The organism is Sphingomonas sp. EU05-FHT14C10 (genome assembly GCF_058790595.1).
This window is the reverse complement of the sequence record NZ_JBYTEN010000013.1, coordinates 19,563-44,087: the sequence shown is the minus strand read 5'-3', so window position 1 is coordinate 44,087 and position 24,525 is coordinate 19,563. Positions and strand designations below refer to the sequence as shown.

Below are 24,525 nucleotides of genomic sequence, written 5' to 3'. Positions count from 1 at the left end.
TGGAAAAAATTTCTCCGATTCGTGACAAGACGACGCGGCCGGCAAGACATATTAGGCACCCATCAAATTGAAGTGCAGTGGCGCGGTACAGGCTGCGTTGCCAAGAAATTGGATCGAATAAGTTCGCAAATCATCAAGTTGATTTGTGACGCACCATACCCGCGCCCTGTGGAGATGGCGCACTTAAGCACATTCATATGGCTTCAGCGCCATTTGCGAAGGGGTTTTCCGATGATCTATGTTTCAAAAGATAAGAAGCCGTTGCTCTCGTCGTCTTGCATGACCACTTCCGCGGCTCTGCTTGTCGCTGCCGGTGTCGGGACGTTCGGTGCCGCCCCGGTGCGCGCCCAGACGGTTGGCTGCAATCTCATCGGGCAGGCCTGCGTCTATTATACGGCCGGCACGCCGACCTGGGATGGTCACAGCTCGGGCAATCCCGGCACGCCTGGCGGAACGGCGGCTGACTATGATCTTGTCGTCGCGTTCAATCCCCAGCTTTTCGACGATAGTGCGACGATCAACTCGCCGGTCAACGCTACGTCGATCGGCGGCAATGGCGAGCAGGGCGAGAACAACACCGGCGGCGCCGAAGGAGGCGTCGGCGGCGGCGGCGGTAACATCACCATTTCGGTCGGCACGCAGGTTTCCGGCACGTCGCAGGACACGTCGATCGGCATCAGCGCGATGACGATCTACTCGCTGGGTGGCGAGGGCGGCTATACCGGGAAGGGCAATCTCGACAACGGCAATGCTGATGCGGTCGGCTATGGCGGGCAAGGCGGCAACGTCAATGCCACGCTTGACGGCTTCTTCACCGGCAATTTCCGCAGCGTCTTCCTTTCCAGCCAGGGCGGCCTGGGCGGGCGAGGCCGCGATTGGGGCGTTGGCCTTTCAGGTCAGGGCGCGGACGGTGCGACGGGCGGCAATGGTGGCGCGGTAACGGCCACCTTCCTCAACGCCGGCGGCAATGTAAACAATAACGGTTTCGTGGGCGCCACCGGTGTCCTCGTCCAGAGCGTCGGCGGCACCGGCGGCAACGGCGGCAGCGCGGAGAATATCGACGGATCGCAAGGCGGCAGCGGCGGCAGCGGCGGCAACAGCAACGACGTCAACGTCACGATCGGCGCGAATGTCCGGATAGTCGAATCCGCCGATAGCGATGCGGCGCTCCACGTCCTGTCCATGGGCGGTTCAGGCGGACAGGGCAATTCGACCGGCGGTTCGGGCGGCGACGCGGGAGGCGGCGGCAACGCCGGCAACGTGACGCTGACCTTCAGCGGCGCCGGCGGCATCATCGCGGCGAACGGCACTTATGCGCCCGGCGTGCTGGTGCAGTCGCTGGGCGGCAATGGCGGCGATGGCGGCACGCCCAGCAAATATGTCATCGGCCCCAATGGCGGATCGGGCGGCAGCGGCGGGACGGCAGGCACCGTTATCGTGACGGGCAGCGGCATGGCCGTCACGACCGGCGTCTATGTCGATCCGGAAAATTTCGAGGGATCGCCCGGCCTGCTTGCCCAGTCGGTCGGCGGCGGCGGCGGCAGCGGCTCGGACTCGAAGGGCATTTTCGCGGTCGGCGGCGACGGCGGCAATGCCGTCAACGGCAACAGCGTTTCGGTTTCGGTCCAGTCGACGGTCGAGACCTTCGGCTTCGGCTCGGACGGCCTCGCGGCGCAGTCGATCGGCGGCGGCGGCGGCAAGGCGGGCGATGCCACGGGAACCAGCGCCGGCTTCAACTATGTCGTCGGCGGATCCGGCGGACAGGGCGGCAATGGTTTCACCTCGTCATTGACCAGCCTCGCCGGCAGTTCGGTCCTGACGCATGGCGCGCATTCGCCTGGGCTCCTCGTCCAATCGATCGGCGGCGGCGGCGGACAAGGCGGGTCCGCCTATAGCTCGGTGACGAGCGCGGGCCTCGGCGTGTCGATGTCGGTTGGCGGCTCGGGCGGCAAAGGCGGCGATGCCTGCGCGGCATCGGACGGGTGCACCGGCACCACGGCCGTGAACGCCGGACGCATTACGACCGATGGTTCGGACAGTTACGGCATCCTCGCCCAGTCGATTGGCGGCGGCGGCGGCGCGGGCGGCGCGTCGACTGCCAAGGCGCACGTCTATGCAGCCGAAGACGTCGCGATCTCGATCACGGCGGCCATCGGCGGATCGGGCGGCCAGGCGGGCGACGGCGGTCTGCTGGCGGCGACCAACAACGGGCTGATCACCACTACCGGCGAGGGTGCGGTCGGCGTCCTCGTCCAGTCCGTCGGCGGCGGCGGCGGCGCCGGCGGCGACGCCTCCTCGGCCTCGACCGCATCGAGCGGCGGGTATGCCATTACGGCCACGCTCGATTTCGGCGGCAAGGGCAAGACCGGCGGCGCGGGCGGCAACGCGACCGCCACCAACAGCGGCGGCGTCATCGTGACGACCGGCGAGTCTGCAGCTGGCATGCTCGTCCAGTCGGTCGGCGGCGGCGGCGGCGCGGGCGGCGCGGGCGACGGGCAGGCCACGTCGAGCGGCGACGGCAACACCATCTCGACCACGCTCACCATGGGCGGCACCGGCGGCAGCGGCGGCGACGGCTATGGCGCGATCGCGAACAATATCGGCGGCACGATCATCACGCTTGGCGACGGTGCGTTCGGCATCGGCGCACAGGCGATCGGCGGCGGCGGCGGCCATGGCGGAGGTGCCGCAGGCTCGTCGAAGGGCAGTTATGTGGCGACGGTCACGCTGGGCGCCAATGGCGGCAATGGCGGCAGCACCTATCATACCGATGGCAACGGCAACGAGATCGATACGGTCGCCGTGCTCAACGACGCCAACTCGACGATCGTCACCTTCGGCGCCGACGCCAATGGCATCGTCGCGCAGTCGATCGGCGGCGGCGGCGGCGTCGGGGGCAAGGCGGGGTCGAATATCGGCACCAAGAAGTCCGACACTGCGGGCGGCAACAGCGGCGGGAACGCATTGACGGCGCTCTCGCAGTTGCAGGCGGCCTATGATGCGGGCGGGAGCGGCGCGCTCAGCGCCTATCTCGGGCTCAACAATGCGGTGAGCTTCACAGGCAGCCTGCTCAGCGACAGCACGACGAGCGTGCGCGCGGTCGCCGACGACGATATCGACAGCGAGCTCGATAGCGAAGCCCAGTCGAAGGGCGAGACCGACGACGACAATGAATCGACGAGCATCCAGCTTACCGTCGCCCTCGGCGCAAAGGGCGGCAGCGGCGGAGCGGCAAGCCTCGTCACCGTCACCAACGATGGCGAGATCGCGACGCTCGGCAATCATTCGGACGCGATCCTCGCGCAGGCGATCGGCGGCGGCGGCGGCAAGGGCGGTGCGGCGAGCACGGCCTCGACCAACGACTATAGCGGCAACCTGTCGGTCGGCGGCGGCGGCGGCGGCGGCGGTTTTGGCGGCCAGGTCACCGTGAGCAACACGGGAAGCATCTATACAAAGGGCGCGCTCGCGGCCGGCATCGTCGGCCAGTCGATCTCGGGCGGCGGCGGCATCGGCGGCGCATCGGCCAGCTCGGTCAGCACCGACAGCAAGAATAATGGCGACGACGACGCCAATGACGGCGCCTTCAAGTCGCTGTCCATCTCGGCGGGCGGCAATGGCGGCAGCAGCGATGCCTCCGGCCAGGTGCGGATCACGTCGAGCGGCACGATCGCGACGACCGCGCATGACTCGATCGGCATCATCGCGCAGTCGATCGCCGGCGGCGGCGGCATCGTGAAAACGCTGGCGACCAACCTCGAAGGCGCGGGCGGCTCGGCAAGCACCAGCGGCACCGACTATGACATCCAGTTCAAGTTCGGCGGGTCGAGCAGCTACAGCGCGGGCGTCAGCGGGCTGGTGAACGTCACGACCCAGAAGGGCGGCGCGATCACCACCAAGGGCGACAACAGCTATGGCATCCTTGCCCAGTCGATCTCGGGCGGCGGCGGCCTTCAGATCGGCGGCAAGCCGGTCGGCAGCACCACTGCGGACTTCTTCGGTTCGGGAAGCCGCTCCGGGAGCGTGAACGACGACGGCGTCAACGATCCGAACAGCGGCAATAGCGGCCTGTTCGTCTCCGTCGGCGATAATATCACCACCAGCGGCAAGGGTGCGATCGGCATCCTGGCCCAGTCGATCGGCGGCGGCGGCGGCCTTGCCGGCGATACCGGCTGGACCGAACAATTCTTCGGCATGAACGGCGGAACGCACATGTCGGGGAGCGGCGGCTATATCAACGTCAATGTCGACGCGGGCGTGTCGATCAGCACCACGGGTGACGGCACGCCAGCGATCTTCCTCCAGTCGATCGGCGGCGGTGGCGGCCGCATCTCCAACAAGAACGGCGCGTTCATCGGCACCGCCGGCGGGTCCGGTCAGGGCGGCGCGATCGATGTGACGATCAGCGGCTCCATCCAGACCACCGGCTATTCCTCGCTGGGCGTATTCGCGCAAAGCCAGGGAGACGATAAATCCAACTCGCCGATCAGCGTGACGGTGGCGTCGGGCGGCTTGATCCAGATCGGCACCAATAGCGTGCCGACCGGCTATAACGGCACGTCGGCGGGCATCTATATCGACCATGGCGGCACCGGCGCCGAGGTGAACGGCAAGCCCGTCGTCAACACCGTGACCAACAACGGCACGATCCAGACCTATGGCACGGAAATGAACGCCGTCGCGGTCTACAGCAATGCCGGTTACACGCAGGTGATCAATAACGGCACGATGAACGGCGACGTGCTGCTGACCAATGGCGGCGGCACTGGCTGCTTCACCAACAACGGCCATTATGGCGGCGGCGACCAGGTGACCGTCGGCGCCTGCGGCGTGACGAACAATGGCGTGATGGACGTGCGTGGCAAGGCGCTGGCGATCACGGGTGGCTTCACCAACAGCGCAGGCGGCACGCTGGTGCTGACGGGCGACTTCTCGAACAAGTCGGGCGTCGGGCTGACGATCGATGGCGACGCCAAGATCGGCGGCAAGGTCGAGATTCATCCGACGGTGATGCGCAAGGCCACCACGACATTGGCGACCGCCACGGGCACACTCAGCCTCGATCCGACAATCTCCTCGGCATCGGATACGCACCTCTACAGCTTCGCCTTCGATACTGACGGCAAGGCGCTGCATGTGACGCCAAGCGCACACTTCAGCGACAAGGCCAGCAGCATGGGTGCCAACCAGCGCGCAGTGGCGAACAACCTCCAGTCGCTGTTCGACAGCGGCGCGACGATGGACAAGGGCTTCGCGCGGCTCAGCGGCGTGAATGGCGATGCCGACTATATGTCCAGCCTCTCGTCCATGTCGGGCAGGGCGCTGGGCGCGATCGGCGCGTTCCGCTTCAACAGCAGCCGCACCTTCGCGATGAACCTCTATGGCGGATGCTCGGGCGCGCCGCTGAGCGCGAAGGATACCGACAGCTGCGTATGGGGTCGCGTTCTGGTCAACGGTTCGGACCAGAAGGAAGGTGTCGATACGCTCGGCTATCATGCAACGGCGACTGCCTGGCAGATGGGCGGGCAGATCCAGCTCTCGCCTGAGCTCGCGCTCACCGGGTCGATGGCCTACGAACATAGCAACCTGCGTGACAAGCAAGGCGGGGCGCGCGTGTCGGGCGATGCGCTCGTCGGCGGCATCGGCGCGCTTTATGCCTCGGGCGCGGTCGAGCTGTCGGGCGGGGTCGATGGTGCCTATGGCTGGTATAGCTCGGCGCGCAAGGTGACGGTGGCCGGGCTGACCGACCAGGCCGACGCCAAGCCCCGGCAGTGGCAGGTCGGTGCGCATCTCCGCGCCGCCTACAGCCTGCCGCTGGGGACCAGCAGCTTCTTGCGCCCCTTCGTCGAGGGCCACGCGATCCACGTGGTCGACAAGGCCTTCACCGAGACCGGCAACTCGCCATTCCTTCTGGCAGTCGAAGGGCGGGCCGACACAGCGCTGATCGGCGTTGCAGGCGCCGAACTTGGTGCAACGCTGAAGCTCAGCCGCACGCTTACGCTCCGGCCCTTTGCCAGTGCCGCAGTCGAGTTCGGCACACACCGCGACTGGACCATCAACGCGCGCTTTGCGGATCAACCACAGAGCCAGAGCTTCGACATCAGAACAGCCGGGCCGGGCACGCTCGGACGCTTCTCGGTCGGTGCTGAGTTGCTCGGCCTGAAGAATGTCAGTCTCTCGGTGCAATACGTACCTGACATCGGCAAGGGCTATACCTCTAACAGTGGTCTCGCCCGTCTTACCTGGCGCTTTTGAACCTGAAAGCGTCAGACACTGCCTCTCCCCGGTGGGCCGCTGCCTCCCGCAGCGATCCGCCGGGGGTAGCGCGATGGAATTCACCGCTCGCCGAGATCCCGGTATATTGTCCCGCCGCCGTCTTGGGGTTGAGACTCATTCAGATCCGGAATGCGAGTGCGGCGGCGAGTTCGAGCCGGTGGGCATCACCAGGAGGTAGAGGGACCGCTCGTCGCTGAGCTTGTACGCCTTGGCCCGGGGCTGTGCGTTCCTGATCCCCAGTGCGGTAAGAGCCATGTTGGTATCTCCGTCCGAAAACGGGCGAATCCGCGGCTGAAATAGACCAACAAAAGCGTTGGTCTCTCGGCGAACCCGCCCAAATTTCGTCGGAATGATATTTGAAAAAACGCTGTTTCCCCAGCCACTTGCGCGACGTCGACGGATGTCTGCGGATGGGGAAAGTGCAGAAGAGAACTCAACAAATATTTGTATAAATTTGAGAATATTTACCCAACCAAAATCGGTGGTAATCTTGTACCAGCAAAATACACCTTTCCAGCCTCGGTGTATGCGGTTTGAGTTCTCGGATACCAGTCTTCCTCTTATCTTCTCCGACAACTGATCTATACTGTGTTGACATGGACATGTCCATACGGACTTGCGCGGGTCCATCAATTTTATTGTCTCGAACAGCCGTCATCACGCAGTGGGTTCAACGCGCTCCGCAATCAATCAGGATTGACCGGCCACTCGATGAAGGTCAGCGCATAGGCGCGTTCAACCTCAGCCACTTCATCCTCATTCAATGCCGCGAACTCACGGGTCAGGGCTCGTTGCGATAGCCGCCCGTCATTCTGCGCCAGAAACCCGCGCAACAATTCGACCTGGGAAGCTGGCATGTCGACGATCTGCTGGATGCGATCGCTGAACGCATCGAACGCCTCGAGGAAGCGGACTTCCGCCGGCATGTCCTGCTCGATGACCTGTTCGACACACGCATAAAGGAACTCGGCATGCGTCGTTGCGTCGAAATAGCGATAGAAGTCTGCTGTATCGTTCAGCACCTCGACATTGCCGTCGGGCGTCGGACGCCATTCGATCAGCGGCAGCAGCGGCGCCGAATAGGATTCGAGCACACGACGATACTCCTCGATCCTGCGGTAGATCGCCACGCTCACCGGAAAGATCAGTCCAGGCGGGTTGAAGCGCGCCAGCGCCAGCGCATGATGGAAGAGCCAGCGATGGAGCCGTCCATTCCCATCGACATAGGGATGGATGTAGACGAAACCGAAGGCCAGGCAGGCCGCTGCCGCCACCGGGTCCATGCCTCCCCCGATCGCGCGCCCGGAATAGTCGATAAGGCCCTGGAGCAGCGATCCGAGGTCCTGCGCCCGCGCGCTGACATGATCGGGCACCGGCATATTGGTGTCGCGATCATGGACTCCGACGAAGCCGCCCTCTTCTCGCAGCCCCAGCCGCACGAAGCGTGCGTCGCCGATCACGACCTGCTGCAGCCGGTCGAGCTCGGCGAGACTGAGCGGGCGCGTGCCCGCCTGCGCGATCGCCTGTCCCCAGCGCGTCGCGCGCGTGCCTGAGGGCCGCTCGCCTTCGATCGCGAACGAGGATTTGGAATCGTTGAGCAGCAGGAACGCCGCTGCCCGCGCCAGCAGGTCCGGTCGAATCCGTCCGGCGGCCTCGCGTGCGCGCACGTCGAGGGCGTGATTGCGATAGGCGTCGAGCGCGGGCGTACGGCGAACCATCGGACAGAAGGCGGGCGTGCCTGGCAAGTTGTTGATCACCCGGTGGCGTGTCGAAGGCTCGCCTTCGGCGAGCCCGAGTTGTTGGCCAGGATCGACGACGGGCACCGCGCGCACTTTGCCGGCATCGGGCACGTCGAGATGGGTGCCGGTCAGCCATTCGTAAAGAAACCAGATCCGGCGCGCATAGGCGCCGGTCGGGCTGGCTTCGACGATCGCGGCAATCTCACCTGGAGCCACGACGCGAAAGAGCCGCGCCAGCACCACAAGGTCCAGGCCTTCGTAGCGAAGGGCAAAGGTCAACTGGCCAGCAAGATCGCGGGCTGGAGCATGGCGGGGCGTGAGCATCAACCACCCGTCGGACGAGCGGGGGTGATGGCGCTCCGCGATCGCCGCCAGGCGTCCGGAGAGAGGCACTTCCAGGCTGTAGCGGTCGATCAGCGCCGCATAGCCTACGGGTATCCCCGGTTCGGGAAGGGGGAGCGTGCGAAATTCCATCACAGGCTGCGAAAGCCATTTTTTCATTATTAATTCCGCGAAAAATATTCACGGGGCCATGGCCCGATTGCGCAAACGGTTCACGATATGCGTAAAACTATCACAGAATGGATGATTTGCGAAATTGAATCGCGCGCGGAGTTTTGGGCCAAGGGCGAAAAACTGCTGTGACCTGGCCCGTCTGCACCGGGCCGGTGATGCCGCGAGGCGCCAGGCCTCGCCGCTGAAAATTATTTCCGCATATGGGCATTCTCCTGGCGACGGGTCAGGAAGAAGGGGCATCGAGGTCAATCAGCGGCTCGCGCGCCCAGAAGCGCAGGGGCGACAGCGCGGCGACGAATGCCTCGGCGTCCGCCTTCCTGGCGAGCGCAATACATCCGTCGTCCAGATCGCCAGCAAGGCCGGTTCGAGCCAGTAGAGGCTCGATCATATCGAAATACGGCGCCACTGATTTGTCGTCAGCAGGCGGGTCTGTTATTCCGCTGGCTGGCCGCCGGCCAATGCACAGTCGGAACTCAACCGCGAATCTGCCGCAGACGACATGCTCTCCTTGAATGCGCAGTCGCAAGGAAGGATGAGACATGCCCCCCGCCAGCCTGCATTCCCTCTCTGATCCCAATTTTTCCGCCGACACCGCAGCCTGGCTTGCAGCAATCGTCGAGGACACGACCGATGCCATCCTCAGCAAGACGCTGGACGGCACGATCACCAGCTGGAACTCGGGAGCCGAGCACCTGTTTGGCTTTTCGCAGGAGGAGGCCGTCGGCCAGCCAATCAGCCTGATCATCCCGGAAGACCATTTGCACGAGGAGGCCGATATCGTCGCCCGCCTGCGTCTGGGCGAACGCATCGGTCGGCTCGAGACCGTCCGGCGAACCCGCAACGCGATATCGATTCCGGTTGAAGTGACCATATCGCCGCTCCGAAACGCAGAAGGGGCGATTATCGGCGCCTCGACGATTGCGCGCGATATCAGCGATCGTGTGCGCCATGCGAACGAACAGGCGCTGTTGCTGAGCGAAATGCGGCATCGGATCAAGAACCTGCTGTCGATCGTTCAGGGCCTTGTCACTATCGGCAGCCGCCGAACCGACGATGTCCGGTCCTTCTCCGAGCTGTTGACTGCACGCCTCACTTCGCTCGCTGCCGCACAGGCGCTCGTACTTCAGAGCGAGGACAGAGAGGAAGGTGCCTGCACGACCCTGGGCGAGATTCTGGCGGCCGTGATGGCACCCTATAGCGGCGACGGTATCACCCTGATGGATTGCGACGCGGTGGTCGGGCAGCGAGCGATGACCTCGCTTGCGCTGCTGTTCCACGAACTCGCCACCAACGCGGTCAAATATGGCGCGCTCTCCAACCCGGACGGATCGCTCCGCGTCGAAATTACCGTTGATCCTCAATTCGTTTCCATCCTCTGGCGCGAAACGGGTGGCCAGCGGTCGGAAAGCCCTCGCGCCGGCTTTGGCACCACCCTGCTGCAGGCAAGCTTGAGAGGGCTTCAGGGAACGATGGAAAGCCACTGGCGCGGCGTATTCTTCGAGATCTCCCTGACGCTCCCGCGCAATATCCTGGCGCGCTGATCGGATCTCCTGCGCAAGTTTCAGAACCTTCGTGGATCTGCCTTACGGCCGCGCACTCGAAGTCCGAACTGGCATTCCCCGTCTCTGATCGATCCGTCCTTTCGCCCGGCTGTTGCAAACAAGGCCAAGTTTGAGGGTGACTGGCGGTTTTGCGGGCCGTCCTGTCTCTATTCGCGCGAGGCGATGATTCTCCGAACAATGATCATGCGTTTCCGGCCCAGACAAAGCCCCGGCATCGGACGAGCGAAGATGGGAGACCGTGAATGATCGCATATCTCGGCCGGAAGCTGGCCGCAGGGCACGTGCCTCTTGCCGTGCACTATCTCGGCCGTATCGACCAGGAGCCGCGATGGCTGGAAGGCAGCCTGGTGGCGATAGACCCGCAGGGCGCGTGTTTCGTTCGATCGGAAGAGGACAGGACGGTCACTGACTGTCTTCCCTGGGGATCGATCGTGGCCATTCGTGTGACAAACGACTGATGGCTGAACGAGCCTTTTCAAGCCTGGCCGAACTGTACGCGGCGCTGGTCCGGGAGGACAATCCGTCTCCCGGCCATTTTTCGGAGAGACTCGTGTTCGGCGAAGGTCCGGCATCTGCGCCTCTCGCGCTGGTTGGCGAGCAACCGGGGGATCAGGAGGACCGGGCCGGCCGCCCGTTTGTCGGTCCGGCCGGTCAGCTATTGACGTCCAGCCTGGAAGAAGCGGGCATCGAGCGCGAGGCGGTCTTCCTCACCAACGCCGTCAAGCGCTTCAAATTCACGCTGCGGGGCAAGCGGCGAATACACGCCCGCCCAACCACCGCAGAGATTGTTCATTATCGCTGGTGGCTCATGCGCGAAATCCAGCTGGTCTCCCCTGTGGTAGTGGTCGCGCTGGGCGCCACAGCACTCCAGGCGTTGACCGGCACCCGGCAGACGCTCGCCCCGCTCCGCAGACATCCCGTGCCATGGGATCAACAGCCGGTATTGTTTGCAACGATCCACCCGAGCTTCCTGCTGCGGATTCGCGACGCCGTTGACCGTGCGGCCCAACGTCACGCTTTCATCGAGGATCTCCGCAAGGCTGCCCGCTGCGCACCGGCAAAGCCGGCGAAATGAACAGGATGAAGGACGAGGGTAAGGCGCCCGGCAGCCCTGCATGGCTTTGGTCTGGCTTATGCCAGGCGTTCCCCGGCCATCGTGGCGGATAGCAGGCAACAGCCAAAGCGAACGATTTGCCGATATGGGCGTTGCGACTCCGGCCCATAAAAATACAGGAAGCCGGGGAGAGCAGGATGTCGGCCAGCGACGGAAATGCCGGGACACGCCACGGTCTTGCGGAGAAGCTCAAACGTCTGGGCCCGGGTCTGGTCACCGGGGCAGCCGATGACGACCCCAGCGGCATCGCCACCTATTCCCAGACCGGCGCGCAGTTCGGCACTGGTCTGCTCTGGACGATGGTCCTGACCTATCCGTTGATGGTGGCGGTGCAACTGGCCAGCGCGCGGGTCGGACGCGTCACCGGCAAGGGCCTTGCCCACAGCCTCAGGACCGTCATGCCGGCCTGGCTGATTGTCACGCTGGTGGCGCTCCTCGTGCTCGCGAACACCATCAATATCGGCGCGGATCTCGCCGCTATGGGCGAATCCTCGGCGCTGGTCGCGGGCGGCGGCAAGCACGGCTTCACTATGGCCTTTGCGATCCTGTCGCTCCTGCTCCAGCTCTATATTCCCTATCATCGCTATGCGGCCTTCCTGAAATGGCTGACCCTTGTGCTGCTCGCCTATATCGCGTTGCTGTTCATGGTCAGGCTCGACTGGATGGCCATCGCCAGGGGGCTGGTGATACCGCATGTTGGCGGCAGGCAGGCAGTTACAACGATCGTGGCGATCTTCGGGACGACGATAAGCCCCTATCTCTTTTTCTGGCAGGCAGCGCAGGAAGTCGAGGAACTGGAGCAGGTTGAAGAACGCGAGCCGCTGAAACAGGCCCGAGACCAGGCGGCGGATGCCTTCAGCCGTATCAGATGGGACACCTTCACCGGGATGGCCGTATCGAATATCGTCGCCCTTTCGATCATGATCGGCACGGCAGCAACACTGCATGCTGCCGGAAAGACCGACATCCAGAGCGCGGCTGACGCGGCAAGCGCGCTGGAGCCGATCGCCGGCAAGCTGGCATTCCTGATCTTCAGCCTGGGCATCATCGGTACCGGATTGCTGGCCGTGCCTGTCCTTGCCGGCGCTTCCGGCTACGCGGTGTGCGAGGTTGGCGGACAGGCGGCGAGTCTCGAGAGCAAGCCGGCGCAAGCCAAGCTGTTCTATATGGTTATCGCTCTCGGCATTGCCGCAGGTGTCGCGATCGACTGGTCGCCGGTCAACCCGATGAAGGCGTTGTTCTGGAGCGCGGTGATCAACGGCGTCGTGGCGGTACCCGTGATGGTCGGGTTGATGGTCGTCGTTTCGTCGCGCCGGATCATGCGCGACTTTGCGGGATCGCCATCGCTCAAGCTGTTCGGCTGGCTTGCCACCATCGTGATGGCCACGGCCGTGGTCGCGATGGCTGCAATACCGGGCTGAAGCAAAAGGAAACCCAGGATGGAATGGATCGTCACGATCGTCGGTCCCGATGACGGGACGCCCGGCATCCTCCAGTTCTGCGCGCGGGCCGTCATCCTGTTCGCATTCGGTGTGCTGTGCATCAGGATCGCCGGCCGGCGCACCTTTTCCAGTCTCAGTCCGCTCGACATCATCGTCGCGATTGTGGTGGGATCCAACATCAGCCGCGCCATGACCGGAAAGGCCCCCTTTCTCGCTTCATTGGCCGGTACTCTCCTGCTCGTGATCCTGCACCGGTTTGTGGCAATGGCCACGGTGCGATCAAACCCGTTGGCCCGGTTCGTCAAGGGGCGTCCTGCCGTCCTGGTAAGGGACGGAATGGCCGATCGCGCGACGATGCTACGCTACAATATCAGCGATGAAGACCTTCTGGAGGGACTCCGCATGGAACAGGTGCGATGCGTGGAAGACGTCGAGCTCGCCACGATGGAGCGCGGCGGCAAGATCAGCGTCGTACGGCGGGACAGGAGATGATCCGGCATAGCGCAGACGCCGCCGGTCGCTCGCCTGTCGCGCCCGACAGGGATCAACCCGGCAATCGATCTGCACTGCTGATCGTCGATACGATCAACCCCTTCGATTTCGAAGGTGGGGACGCACTGCGTATCAAGGCTGAAAGGGCGGCGGCCGCCATCGCATCCCTGCGGAACTGGACGGACGCGGAAGGGATTCCCGCTATCTATGTGAACGATAATTTCGGTGAATGGCATTCGGAGAAATCGCGGCTTGTCGAGCGGACGCGGCCCGGTCTGGCAGATGGACGCATTGAACCGCGCGATCGCGATTTCTTCGTGATAAAGCCGCAATTTTCAGGATTCTACTCGACAAACCTGGCTGTCCTGCTGCCCAAGCTCGGCGTGCGGCGCCTCATCCTGACCGGGATCTCCACCGAGATTTGCATTCTCTTCACGGCTGCCGACGCACATATGCGCGATTATGAGACGTGGGTGCCCGAAGATTGCGTCGCGGCGATCAACGAGGAACGGGGCAAGGCCGCGCTGGCACTGATGCGATCGGCGATGAAGACGCATACAACGGCTGCCTCCAAAGCCGAGCTGGCGCATTGGCTGAATCCGAAGCGAGGTTGAACGCAGCTCCCGGCAGGCCCGGCACGCCGCATTGGAACCATGTCGGCAAGCACGAATTGAATCGCCCGAGCAACGAAGGAGACCGCCCATGCCCGCCCGCGCCTATTGGCAAGGCCAGATCCGGCTGGCGCTGGTGTCAATACCGGTCGAAATCTATTCGGCGACCAAGAGCGGGGCCAGCGTCTCCTTCCGCCAGATCCACGAGCCGTCGGGCAAGCCGGTCCATTACGAGAAGGTGGTCGACGGCATCGGTCCGGTCGACCCCGAGGAGATCATGAAGGGCTTCGAATATGAGAAGGGCGAATATGTCCTGCTCGACGAGGCCGAGGTCGAGGGCGTGAAACTGGAAAGCCGCAAGACGCTGGAGCTGACCCAGTTCGTCGATATCGGCGAGATCGACGCGATCTATTTCGAGAAGCCCTATTATGTGGTGCCGGCGGACGACCTCGCCGAGGAAGCGTTCATCGTGCTGCGCGAGGCGCTGCGCAAGACGCGCAAGGTCGGGCTGGGCCAGCTCGCGATGCGCGGGCGCGAATATGTCGTCGCCCTGAAGCCGTGCGGGCGCGGGCTGCTGCTGGAGACGCTGCGCTACGCCGACGAGGTCAACAAGGCGACGGGCTATTTCCGCGAGATTGCCGACACGAAACCCGATCCCGAGCTGCTCGACCTCGCCACCTCGCTTATCGAGAAGAAGGGCGGCACGTTCGATGCCGGCGAGTTCCACGATCGCTATGTCGACGCGCTGCGCGAGCTGATCGCGCGCAAACGCAAGTCGAAATCGGGCAAGGTCTCGGTCGAGGCGGCTGACGACCGCCCCTCGGGCGGCGGCAATGTCATCGACCTGATGGCGGCGCTGAAAAAATCGCTCGACAAGCCGGCCGCCACCAGGCGGGCGGCGAAAAAACCCGCCGCGAGCCGCCGCAAGAGCGCCTGACATGGCGGCGCGCAGCCCCGATCCGCTCGCCACCTACAAGCGCAAGCGCGACTTTGGGCGAACCGCCGAACCGAAGGGCACCCGGTCGCGCGACAACGGCCACCTGTTCATCGTCCAGAAGCACGATGCCACGCGGCTGCACTGGGATTTCCGGCTGGAGATGGACGGCGTGCTCAAAAGCTGGGCAGTGACGCGCGGGCCCAGCCTCGATCCCGCCGACAAGCGCCTCGCGGTGCGGACCGAGGATCACCCGATGGCCTATGCCGGGTTCGAAGGAACGATCCCCAAAGGCGAATATGGTGGAGGGACGGTGATGCTGTGGGATCGCGGCACCTGGGAAGCGGTCGGGGGCAAAGACCCGGCCAAGACGATCGAGGAAGGGCATGTCCATGTCATCCTCCACGGCGAACGGATGAAGGGCGAGTGGCTGCTGGTCAGGATGAAGCCGCGGCCGGGTGAGAAGCGCGAGAACTGGCTGCTGCGCAAGGTGGAGGATGCTTATGCCGGCGCATCGGGCGGGCTGGTCGACATCGCGCTGACCAGCGTCGACAGCGGCCGGACGATGGCGGAGATTGCGGGCGGCGGCGATCCCGTCTGGCATTCGGATCGCGACAAGGCCAGGGCCGACCGGACGGCGGCCAACGCACCGGGGAAGAAGCCGCCGCGCTCGCGCGCTGCGCCCGACGACGCGAAGCCGCCGGCCTTCGTCGCGCCGCAGCTCGCGACGCTGGCCGATCATGTGCCTGCCGGGCCGGGCTGGCTGCATGAAGTGAAGTATGACGGCTATCGCGTGCAGCTTGCCGTCGGCGGGGGGCGAGCGATCGCCTATACGCGCGCGGGTCTCGACTGGTCCGACCGATTCGGGGAGATCGTCGCGGCGGCGGCGCGATTGCCGGGCCCCAGCCTGATCGACGGTGAGATCGTCGCGCTCGACGACAAGGGACGCCCCGGCTTCTCGGCGCTCCAGCACGCGCTCAAGCATGGCGGCGCGTTACGCTATTTCGCGTTCGACCTGCTGCGCGACCGCGGCGAGGACATCACCCGGCTGGGCAATGCCGAGCGCAAGGCGCGGCTCGCCGATCTGCTTGCCGGCGCGGAGGCGCCGCTCCACCTCGCCGAGCATGTCGGGAATGGCGGCGAGAAGCTGTTCGCCGAACTGTGCCGCGGCGGCTATGAGGGCGTGGTGTCGAAGCGCGCCGATGCGCCCTATCGCAGCACGCGATCGCGCAACTGGCTCAAGATCAAATGCACCCGCCGCCAGGAGTTCGTCGTCATCGGCTATGTCGAGAGCGACAAGAAGGGGCGCGGGCTGCGATCGCTGGTGCTGGGCGTGCATGACGGCGACGCGTTCCGTCATGTCGGGCGGGTCGGGACGGGGTTCGACGCCGAAACGCGCGAAATGCTGCTCGCGCGCCTCGCGCCGCTGCGCCGCAAGACTCCGCCTGCCGACGTGCCGCGCGCCGCGGCGAGGGGTGTCGTCTGGGTAACGCCGAAACTCGTCGCCGAGGTCGCTTTTGCCGAGATGACCGGCGACGGCATGGTGCGTCACGCCAGCTTCCTCGGCCTGCGTGAGGACAAGCCTGCAGCGGACGTGGTAGAGGAGAAGGCTCCGGCGATCATGGACAGCACCTCCGGCGAACCGCCGTTCGGTGTGGCGATCACCCACCCCGACCGCGTGATCTTCGACCGCGATGGCCGCACCAAGGGCGACCTGGCGGCTTATTATGCGACCGTCGCCGACCCTATCCTGCGCTGGCTCGCCAGCCGACCGGTCAGTCTCGTGCGCTGCCCGCAGGGTCGCGCGCGACATTGCTTCTTCCAGAAGCACGACAGCGGTGCGTTCGGCGGCAAGGTCGACCATGTCGCGATCCGCGAGAAGGACGGCGGAACGGCGGATTATCTGGTCGTCAATGACGGCGAGGCACTGCTCACCTGCGTGCAGATGAACAGCATCGAGTTTCACGGCTGGGGAGCACCGGCGAGCGATATCGAGCATCCCGACCGGCTGGTGTTCGATCTCGATCCCGAGGAAGGGCTCGACTTCGCCGAGGTGCGGCGCGGGGCGCTGCAGATCCGCGACCTGCTGGGCGAAATGGGGCTGGCGACCTTCCCGATGGCGACCGGGGGGAAGGGCATTCATGTGATCGCCAGCCTCGACGGCACGGCCGACTGGAGCGCGGTGAAGGATTTCGCCTCGCGTTTCGCCCGCGCCGTCGCCGAAGCACACCCAAAGCGTTTCACCGCAAACATGCGCAAGGCCCAGCGCAAGGGGCGCATCTTCATCGACTGGCTGCGCAACGAACGCGGCGCGACCGCCGTGATGCCCTATTCGGCGCGCGCCCGCGAGGTGTCGTCGGTGGCGGCGCCGATCAGCTGGGACGAACTGGCTGACCTGAAGGACGCGCGCCCGTTTCATATCGACGATGCGGCGGCACTGGTCGGTAGGGCACGAAGCAAGGAACTGCACGACTGGTGCCGCGTCGCGCAGACGCTTCCTCCGATATAGTCAGGGCTTCCGGGCAGGGATTCGCAAGCGCGCTGGCTTTCTGTCATACAGAAGATCGGGCGGCGGGCAGGAGAGAGTCGATGCCCGGACCAGACAGCGAATATCTATTGAAGCGGGCCTTGCAATCCGAGGAGCGGGCGCGTTGCGCCGCGACGCCAGCCATCGCAAATCTGCACCGCGCAATGGGGCGCGAATATCGCGCCCGCGCTTTTGAGCGCGGCGTTTCCCCGCCTGATGAACCTTGTGCGAGGCTGGCGCAGGTGACGGGTGCTGATGTGGAATAGAGGAAAAATCGGCCCGGCCGGGCTGGCCGGGCCGGCAGTCAGAGCGTGGGATAGCCCAGCCCGTAATAATCATGGACGCGACGCCCGAAGTCCTCGTTATATTCGGGCTCGCGATCGGCAGGATAATGCGGCGCTTTTTCAAGCAGGCTTTTGTCGAGATTGATCACATAGCCGCCCTGTTCCGGCTGATAGGTCAGTACGTCCCAGGGCAACGGGTAATAATCGGCGCCCAGCCCGAAGAGCCCGCCAAAGGTCAGGACAGCATATTCGACCTGGCCTGAGCGCTTGTTGACCATGAAATTATAGATCGAACCGAGTTTTTCGCCCTCGAGATTATAGACCGAGGTCCCGTCGACCTTGTTCGAAGCGATAAGCCGAGGAGTCTCGGTGGTCTCGGTGGTCGCGATGGTGTCGTTCATCATCCTTCTCCTTCATGCCCCGGAGATGAACCCGTCAGCCCTCGTCGCTATCCCCACCATGCGACGCGCCGAGAGATCATCGCGTCGATTCCGGCTCGCGCGCCTTCAGGGGTGCTCGCGGCGTGTTTCGACCCGCATCAGCGAAACGGCGGTCCGGCGCGGCTGGGTGAGCATGAATTGCGCCGCGACAGCGATATCCTCCGCACGCAGCATTCTGGCTTCGCGGATCAACTCACGCTGCTTTTCGGGCGGGAAGTCGGGATACTGGAAGTCGGCACCGGTGAAACCCGGTTCGATCAGTCCTACCTTGATATCCTGCTCGGCGAGTTCCTGGCGCAGGGAATGGGCAAATCCCTGTATACCCGATTTGGCTGCGACGTAGATCGAATTGCCACCGCTTTGCGAAACTGCGGATGTCGAGCCGATCAATATGATGTCGCTGCCGGCCTTCATGCGCCTGGCGGCCATTTGCGCAGTGGTCAGATATGCGGTGAAATCCACCGCGATCTGGTAATCGGTCTCGTCATCCCGCGTCTCCTCCAGCGCTTCCGCCGGCACTGCGGCGTTGATCACCGCAATGTCCAACCCGCCCAGGAAGGCTCCCGCAGCGTCGAAGAATTTTTCTACGGCGTCGCGGCTGGCGAGATCGACAGTGATCCCGTCGCCTTCGCCAACTGCACGGATTCGCGTGAGCGCGTCTTCAAGGTGCCCGGGCGTCCGGCCGCAGACGAACACCTTCGCTCCTCCGGCGGCGAGCAGGACGGCGATCGCGCGGCCAATGCCGGTCGTTCCGCCGGTGACCACCGCCTTGCGGCCGGCGAGGCCCGGCTGCCCGGTGTGAGCATCCCCTGCATCAATGGTCCCGGGTTCAGGCACTTGGGCAAGATCGGACATGATGTTCCTCCGTTGTGCTGAACCCGAACGAGCCAGCCCCGGTTCCGCGGGCATGTATCGCGTGCTTTCCGGCACTTCGGGTTTCCCCGCGCGTTACGCCTTGAGGATTGTCGAGGGAGAAAGAGCCATGCCCCGTGGAGACAAGAGCAGCTATACTGACAAGCAAAAGCGCAAGGCCGGGCATATCGAGGAAGGATATGAGGATCGCGGCGTCAGCCATAAGGAAGCGGAGCGTCGCGCCTGGGCGACGGTGAACAAGGAATCCGGAGGCGGCAAGAAATCGGGCTCCGGTCGCGGAAAGACCGGAAATCACGACAGCGCGCGAAAGGGCGGCCACAAGGGCGGCAGTTCGCAGAGCGCGTCCAGTCGTTCCGCGGCAGCCAGGAAAGGTTGGGAAACGCGACGCGCAAATGCGCATTGAGTTTCGTCACCAGGCAATTGAAATCCGCCCGTCCGCCGGCACGCGATAGTCGACGCGGTCTTTTTGACTGGCGTGAACGGGGATCGGATCACCTGCCAGCGTCGTCACGCGGAATTCGGGCAGTTTGGCACGACCGACGCGAACGAGCGACAGGCCTGCCTCCCAGCCTTCGACCCCGCCAAGCTGGAAACTGAGCGTGCGTTCCGAGGGGCGCTCGCTGGCGAGGAGGAAATGATCGCAGAAGATGCGGAACGGTGCTTCGTGGACGTGATGGAACGCGCGGCTCGCGAACACAAACGCCGCGCCGGCGCCGTAAATCTCCTGACCTACCTGGCCCGCCGGCTGGCCATCGATATAGAGATCCTCCAGCGGAAAGGAGAGCGAACGGTCGACATGGCCGTTATTCTCCCGCTGCTCGCCGGCAATCGCCTCCGCCGGAAGCGCATCGGGATAATAGAACCACGCCCGGTCAAGCGCGTGGCGGCAATAGTCGGTGAGCAACAACCGCACCGCCGGATCAAGGTCCGGTCCGCTGTCCTTCAGGTAGCGCTCGAACGCGGCGAAGCTGTCGAAACATTCGTACATCGCCATATACGGCGCATCGTGGAGGGCGGTGACGCCCAGGAAATTGCGATAGTGACGGGCATTCGCAATCTGCGACTCCCACATCGCCGTATTGTGGAAGAAGCTGGCGAGAAAGACGTAGCTCTGGCGCAGATAGGCTTCCTCGTTGGTGATGCGCCACAGCCGGAGACAGGCCACCGCCCCCCAGGCGGTCAGATTGGCCTGATAGTTGAGCTCGAACCGCATGCCCTTCGCTGCGTCGATCGCGGCGCGTGCTTCGTCCAGATAGCACCACTCATCGGTCAGCTCGAAGGCCTGCAGCATAACATAGGCATAGAGCCCGCCGACGTCGGTCTGGCCCAGCCCCGTATCGTCGCGCGACTGCGTTATCACCCGGAAATCGCGAAGATCATACTGGATCGGCCATTTGTAACCGAAATGACGGGCTGCGCGGATGCCGAACCCGATCGACTTTTCGAACAGTCGGCGCGCGCGCCTGTCGCCATCGATCGCCAGTCGACCCAGCCGCGACAGGGGGTGATAGAGATACCAGCTGTCGACCGCGTTGCGGTCCTTGTCCCTGCCAACATTGGGCAGGTAGCGACGCAGCGCCTTGAGCCTGGGGTCGTAGAATTTCCCCAACCCCGCGGCCATCTCGGCGCCGAGCGGCGCTTTGGCGCCGCTCCAGACCTCATAGTCGCGGAGCGCCGCGAGCACCGACAGCTGGACCATCGAATCCGGATATTCGGCATCGGTATAGGGGTGGACATACAGATGCCCGTAATGGCGGATCGTCGCCTTGGGGGATCTGGACAGGTCGTCCAGCGTGCGCTCGGCGCGGCTCACCCAGTCCCGGTACCGGGTCTCGGGCGCATCGATATGCCGTCGCGCCGCACCAAGCAGTGACAGATAACGCCTGGCCATATCCTGTTCGTCGCCGGCGGCATCTTCGTGAATGGCGAGAAGGGCGTCGGAGATCACCGTTTCGCGCGTCTGCGGCAGCGGCTCGACCGGGGGAATGCCGTGCTGGGGTGGGGTCGGGAGCAGGAAACCGATCTCCGGCCACACGCCGCCCACGGCACCGTCGGGCCTGGTGTCGGTTGCGCGGAAATAGTCGTTGAGCGCCGTAAAATTCTGCACATAGAGCGCGCTGCCGAATGCCGGTTCGGTGAGCCGGAAATAGACTGCGCCGGTGTTGTATCCGCGTTGCGCCGCCTCGACCGTGCCCTCAGCACCGAGGGGATCGCCCTGCGCATCGAGCGGATAGAGGTCGCGCGGCACAAAACTGGCGAGCAGCGGCTCTGCGGGTTCCAGCGTGGTGGTCACGCGCAGCACGGGTATTGCGTCGTCATGGAGGCGAACCGCGATACGATGGCGACCGATCGCGCTGTCGATCTCGATCCGCGCCGCCTCACCGGCATCAGGGGGGACGAGGCGCATATCCTTGTATCCGGCAGGACAGAAAGCCGCCCGCATCGCGATGCCGCCCCTGCCTGCGCGCCTGATAATCACCCAGGCCGCATCATGGCCCGCACACAGCCGCACCGCATGCATCCCGAGGCGAAGCTCGCCCAGCCGCCGCATCGTCCTCCCGCGCAATTCCTCGCGCAGCAATGCGACGCCTGGCGCGACTCCCTTTACCGTGTCCGGCCTGGCTGCCGGGGGCCGATGATGCGCACTCACGCAGCCTCAAGCGGGCTGCAGATTGACCGCTCGCGGCTCGGCTGGTGGCAGGGTCCCCGTCCGGGCCGTCGCCATCAGCTCATTCTTGCGGGCCAGCATCGCATCACGCAAGGCGACCAGATCGACATCGGCCTTGCGACACTGCGCGAACATGCCTTCCGCCGGCATCTCCTCTTCATGGACGTGATGCTTGATCTCTTCGGAAAGCACATGGACCTTGGCATCATAGAATTCATCGCCTGGCGCCCCGGCCTCGATGTCGTTGACCAGCACCTTTGCGCCGTCATGCTCGACATAGGCTTCGTCCAGCGTGTCGTCCTCGATCCTGCCGCGGAAGGCGGGGTAGAAGATTTCCTCTTCGATCGCGGTGTGGACCTTGAGTTCAGTGCAAATCTGGTGAGCGAGCTTCTTCTTGTTCGCCGACCCGCTCGCGGCTTCATATTGCTCGAACAACTGCTCGACCTTGCGGTGGTCGGCCTTCAGCAGCGCGATTGCGTCGGTATAGGTCTGGTCGGCCATCGATATTCTCCCGAACTCTCCTGATGGTGAAAAGCCCGGATGATGTTCGGGTTCCGCCTTTGGCGTATCGACAGGATTGTTATCGGTCAGGCGGAACGCCGGGCCGGCCAAGGGGTTGAGTTCCAGCCGTGCAGGACAAGGCGAAAGACGGCTGCGAACAGGAGAGACGTCATGGCGATCAAGGCGCTGCCGCTCAATTGCACGTTGAAAAGCGATTCCGACGAACCGTCATCCACCGATGCGATGATCGCGGTGCTGGCGCAGGCGTTTCGCGATCGGGACGTTGCGGTCAGCGATACCGTCCGCGTCGCCGCACTCAATATCAAGCCCGGCGTAACCTCCGACGAGGGTGAGGGCGACGACTGGCCGGCGTTGCGCGAGAAAATTCTCGCCCATGACATCCTGATCCTGGGCGGGCCGATCTGGCTGGGACAGGTCGGCAGCATTGCGAAGCGCGTGTTGGAACGCATGGACGCCTTCCTGTCCGAGACCGACGATGAGGGGCGGATGCCGAGTTATGGCAAAGTCGCCGTAGCGGCGATCGTCGGTAATGAGGACGGGGCGCATTTCTGCTCTGCGCAGATTTTCCAGGCGCTCAACGATGTCGGCTGGACCATTCCCGCTGTCGCGGCATGTTACTGGGTCGGCGAGGCGATGGGGTCGACCGACTTCAAGGATCTCGACGCGACGCCGGAGATGGTGGCGAAGACCGCGAAGATGGTGGCAGGCAATGCCGCGCATCTGGCCGGGCTGCTCAGCCGGCAGGCCTATCCCGGATGAGGGGTATATCGACCGGCGCCGGGCCGCTTGCCGGATGACACTTACCGAAGCGCACGATCTGCGCAGTGGCGAGGTCCCCTGGGACGAAGCGAAGTGGGCGGTGTATCCGCCCGGTCGCTTTCCGGCGGGTCCGGTGGATATCGCCATCGTGGGATCGGGGATCGCGGGCGCGATCATCGCCGAACGTCTGAGCGACGGGGACCGGCGCATCGCGTTGTTCGACCGCCGCCCGCCCGGTTGCGGCAGCACCGCCGCATCGACGGCGGAGATCATGTGGGCAGCGGATGTGCCGCTGACACACCTTGCGCGCGAGATCGGCGAGGCGGAGGCGGCCCGGCGCTGGCAACGCGTGCACCACGCGGTCCGGAACTTCGCGGACAGGATCGACGCGCTGGAGATCGACGGCGCCCGGGTGGAATGCCCGGTCCTCTATCTCGACGGCACGATCCTCGACGAAGACGGGCTGGTCGAGGAGGCGGCGATGCACCGGCGGCATGGCCTGCCGTCAGACTTTCTTGGCGCCGATGACGTTGCGCGACGCTTCGGTATCGCCCCGCGCGCGGGTATCGTGTCGGAAGGCGGATTCGAAATCGAACCGGTCCGCCTCTGCCATGCGATGCTCGACAGCGCCTGTCGCCGGGGCGCCACGCTGGTCTGGCCCGCCGACGTCACCGCGCTCCACCCCGCCGGGGACGGCGTCGTCGTCGAAACCGCCGATGGGCGACGCTGTCGCGCAAGGGAGGTGATCCTTGCCACCGGCTATGAGCGGGCGAGCCTGTTCCTGCCTCCCGCCTTTGCGCTTCATTCGACATTCGCGATTGCCACCGCGCCGGGCGCGGCGCCGCTCTGGCATGAACGGGCGATGATCTGGGAAGCGTCCGACCCGTACCTCTATGTCCGCACCGACCGGCTGGGCCGGATCATTGCCGGGGGCGAGGACATTGCGTCGCCGGACGAAAGCGCGCGCGATGCCCTGCTCGGGGCGAAGGCCGGGGCGAAGGCCGGGGCGATCGCCGCGAGGCTGGAAGCGATGCTCCAGGCCGGCCCGGTCGCGATCGATCGCCAATGGGCAGCGACTTTCGGCTCCTCGCCCGATGGCCTGCCGGCGATCGGCGCCGTAGCGACGATGCCGCACGTCTGGCTTGCGGCGGGCTTTGGTGGCAACGGCATCGCGTTCGCGAGCCTCGCCGCCGATATCCTCGAGCGCGAAATACGCCGCATCGAGGATCCCGACCGCGACTGTTTCAGCCCTTATCGGTTTGGATGAGTGCCAAGGGGCCTCGTGCCCGCCGGCTCAGGGATTCCTGTCAGCGAGCGGCTCCCCGTCTTCTTCCTCCTCGAGCATGACTGCCGCCGCGCCGGCCGCCGAAAGGCGAACCCGGTCGCCCTCGATGGCCGCCACCAGACCGCCCGAGAGATAATGATGATGATCGTCGTGCGATCCGCTGTCCGCTCTCGTCATCTTGATCCGGTCGCCTTCGACCTTGTCCACGGTGCCGATATGGACGCCGTCAGCGCCGATGATTTCCATATGCTCGCGAATCTGGCTGAGATCGGTCATGTTCATGCTCCTGTTGCGGGAATTCACTGTTGCGACGGATAGTCCTCGGGCTTGACGGTGCTGACACCCGGCCGATCCTCCACCTTCTCCGGGGGCTGCCCGCCCTCGGTCTGCCCGTCGCCGCCGGCGTCCGGCCGGGCATCGCCCAACGGGCCGCGGGGTACATCGTCGCGATCGCCGCGATCTTTTGACCGGTCCTGCATTGTCA

At 64.5% G+C, this 24,525-nt stretch carries 20 protein-coding genes; 12 read left to right on the top strand and 8 right to left on the bottom strand.

Going from position 1 to position 24,525, the window contains the following annotated elements; all coding sequences use genetic code 11:
- Nucleotides 1-279: 279 nt before the first annotated feature.
- Nucleotides 280-6,252 (top strand): hypothetical protein, encoded by a 5,973-nt coding sequence (locus tag AC3WT0_RS13445; protein WP_492753908.1) that lies wholly within the window; start codon nt 280-282, stop codon nt 6,250-6,252.
- Nucleotides 6,253-6,959: 707 nt separating this feature from the next.
- Here the strand turns inward: AC3WT0_RS13445 and AC3WT0_RS13440 are convergent.
- Nucleotides 6,960-8,486, bottom strand: a complete 1,527-nt coding sequence (locus AC3WT0_RS13440; RefSeq protein ID WP_492753907.1) for a Fic family protein — start codon at nt 8,484-8,486, stop codon at nt 6,960-6,962.
- 265 nt (nt 8,487-8,751) lie between these two features.
- Complete coding sequence (locus AC3WT0_RS13435) at nt 8,752-8,934, bottom strand: hypothetical protein (RefSeq protein WP_492753906.1); 183 nt, start codon at nt 8,932-8,934, stop codon at nt 8,752-8,754.
- Nucleotides 8,935-9,067: 133 nt separating this feature from the next.
- Here AC3WT0_RS13435 and AC3WT0_RS13430 point away from each other — a divergent pair, with 133 nt between their 5' ends.
- From AC3WT0_RS13430 to ligD, 8 genes are all read left to right on the top strand, one after another.
- Complete coding sequence (locus AC3WT0_RS13430) at nt 9,068-10,069, top strand: sensor histidine kinase (protein WP_492753905.1); 1,002 nt, start codon at nt 9,068-9,070, stop codon at nt 10,067-10,069.
- Between the two features lie 263 nt (nt 10,070-10,332).
- Entirely contained in the window at nt 10,333-10,548 is a 216-nt protein-coding gene (locus AC3WT0_RS13425) for a hypothetical protein (RefSeq protein WP_492753904.1), read from the top strand.
- On the top strand, nt 10,548-11,165 hold the full coding sequence (locus AC3WT0_RS13420; RefSeq protein ID WP_492753903.1) for a UdgX family uracil-DNA binding protein: 618 nt from the start codon (nt 10,548-10,550) through the stop codon (nt 11,163-11,165). Before AC3WT0_RS13425 ends, AC3WT0_RS13420 begins: the two co-directional genes overlap by 1 nt.
- A 176-nt stretch (nt 11,166-11,341) precedes the next feature.
- Complete coding sequence (locus AC3WT0_RS13415) at nt 11,342-12,625, top strand: NRAMP family divalent metal transporter (RefSeq protein WP_492753902.1); 1,284 nt, start codon at nt 11,342-11,344, stop codon at nt 12,623-12,625.
- 18 nt (nt 12,626-12,643) lie between these two features.
- Nucleotides 12,644-13,138, top strand: a complete 495-nt coding sequence (locus AC3WT0_RS13410; RefSeq protein ID WP_492753901.1) for a DUF421 domain-containing protein — start codon at nt 12,644-12,646, stop codon at nt 13,136-13,138.
- On the top strand, nt 13,135-13,752 hold the full coding sequence (locus AC3WT0_RS13405; RefSeq protein ID WP_492753900.1) for a cysteine hydrolase family protein: 618 nt from the start codon (nt 13,135-13,137) through the stop codon (nt 13,750-13,752). The genes AC3WT0_RS13410 and AC3WT0_RS13405 overlap by 4 nt, the downstream gene beginning before the upstream one ends.
- A gap of 88 nt (nt 13,753-13,840) precedes the next feature.
- Nucleotides 13,841-14,686 carry a non-homologous end joining protein Ku gene (gene ku, locus AC3WT0_RS13400; RefSeq protein WP_492753899.1) on the top strand — a complete coding sequence of 282 codons (846 nt, stop codon included), beginning with the start codon at nt 13,841-13,843 and terminating at the stop codon, nt 14,684-14,686.
- Nucleotide 14,687: 1 nt separating this feature from the next.
- Entirely contained in the window at nt 14,688-17,192 is a 2,505-nt protein-coding gene (gene ligD, locus AC3WT0_RS13395; RefSeq protein ID WP_492753898.1) for a DNA ligase D, read from the top strand.
- 322 nt (nt 17,193-17,514) lie between these two features.
- Here ligD and AC3WT0_RS13390 read toward each other — a convergent pair whose 3' ends face one another.
- The gene (locus AC3WT0_RS13390) at nt 17,515-17,898 is read right to left on the bottom strand and encodes a PRC-barrel domain-containing protein (RefSeq protein ID WP_492753897.1); all 384 of its coding nucleotides are present in this window, start codon (nt 17,896-17,898) and stop codon (nt 17,515-17,517) included.
- Nucleotides 17,899-18,000: 102 nt separating this feature from the next.
- Entirely contained in the window at nt 18,001-18,789 is a 789-nt protein-coding gene (locus AC3WT0_RS13385) for an SDR family oxidoreductase (RefSeq protein WP_492753896.1), read from the bottom strand.
- A 127-nt stretch (nt 18,790-18,916) separates the two neighbouring features.
- Here AC3WT0_RS13385 and AC3WT0_RS13380 point away from each other — a divergent pair, with 127 nt between their 5' ends.
- Nucleotides 18,917-19,210 carry a plasmid stabilization protein gene (locus AC3WT0_RS13380; RefSeq protein WP_492753895.1) on the top strand — a complete coding sequence of 98 codons (294 nt, stop codon included), beginning with the start codon at nt 18,917-18,919 and terminating at the stop codon, nt 19,208-19,210.
- A gap of 6 nt (nt 19,211-19,216) precedes the next feature.
- Here the strand turns inward: AC3WT0_RS13380 and AC3WT0_RS13375 are convergent, their stop codons facing one another.
- The gene (locus tag AC3WT0_RS13375) at nt 19,217-21,457 is read right to left on the bottom strand and encodes a hypothetical protein (protein WP_492753894.1); all 2,241 of its coding nucleotides are present in this window, start codon (nt 21,455-21,457) and stop codon (nt 19,217-19,219) included.
- A gap of 6 nt (nt 21,458-21,463) precedes the next feature.
- Nucleotides 21,464-21,976, bottom strand: coding sequence for a hemerythrin domain-containing protein (locus AC3WT0_RS13370; protein ID WP_492753893.1), 513 nt, complete (start codon nt 21,974-21,976; stop codon nt 21,464-21,466).
- A gap of 171 nt (nt 21,977-22,147) precedes the next feature.
- Here AC3WT0_RS13370 and AC3WT0_RS13365 point away from each other — a divergent pair, with 171 nt between their 5' ends.
- Together AC3WT0_RS13365 and AC3WT0_RS13360 are read left to right on the top strand one after the other, a co-directional pair.
- On the top strand, nt 22,148-22,756 hold the full coding sequence (locus tag AC3WT0_RS13365) for a flavodoxin family protein (protein ID WP_492753892.1): 609 nt from the start codon (nt 22,148-22,150) through the stop codon (nt 22,754-22,756).
- Nucleotides 22,757-22,790: 34 nt separating this feature from the next.
- On the top strand, nt 22,791-24,023 hold the full coding sequence (locus tag AC3WT0_RS13360; protein ID WP_492753891.1) for an NAD(P)/FAD-dependent oxidoreductase: 1,233 nt from the start codon (nt 22,791-22,793) through the stop codon (nt 24,021-24,023).
- 27 nt (nt 24,024-24,050) lie between these two features.
- Here the strand turns inward: AC3WT0_RS13360 and AC3WT0_RS13355 are convergent, their stop codons facing one another.
- Complete coding sequence (locus AC3WT0_RS13355; protein ID WP_492753890.1) at nt 24,051-24,317, bottom strand: DUF2171 domain-containing protein; 267 nt, start codon at nt 24,315-24,317, stop codon at nt 24,051-24,053.
- Nucleotides 24,318-24,340: 23 nt separating this feature from the next.
- Complete coding sequence (locus AC3WT0_RS13350; RefSeq protein ID WP_492753889.1) at nt 24,341-24,520, bottom strand: hypothetical protein; 180 nt, start codon at nt 24,518-24,520, stop codon at nt 24,341-24,343.
- Between the last annotated feature and the right edge of the window lie 5 nt (nt 24,521-24,525).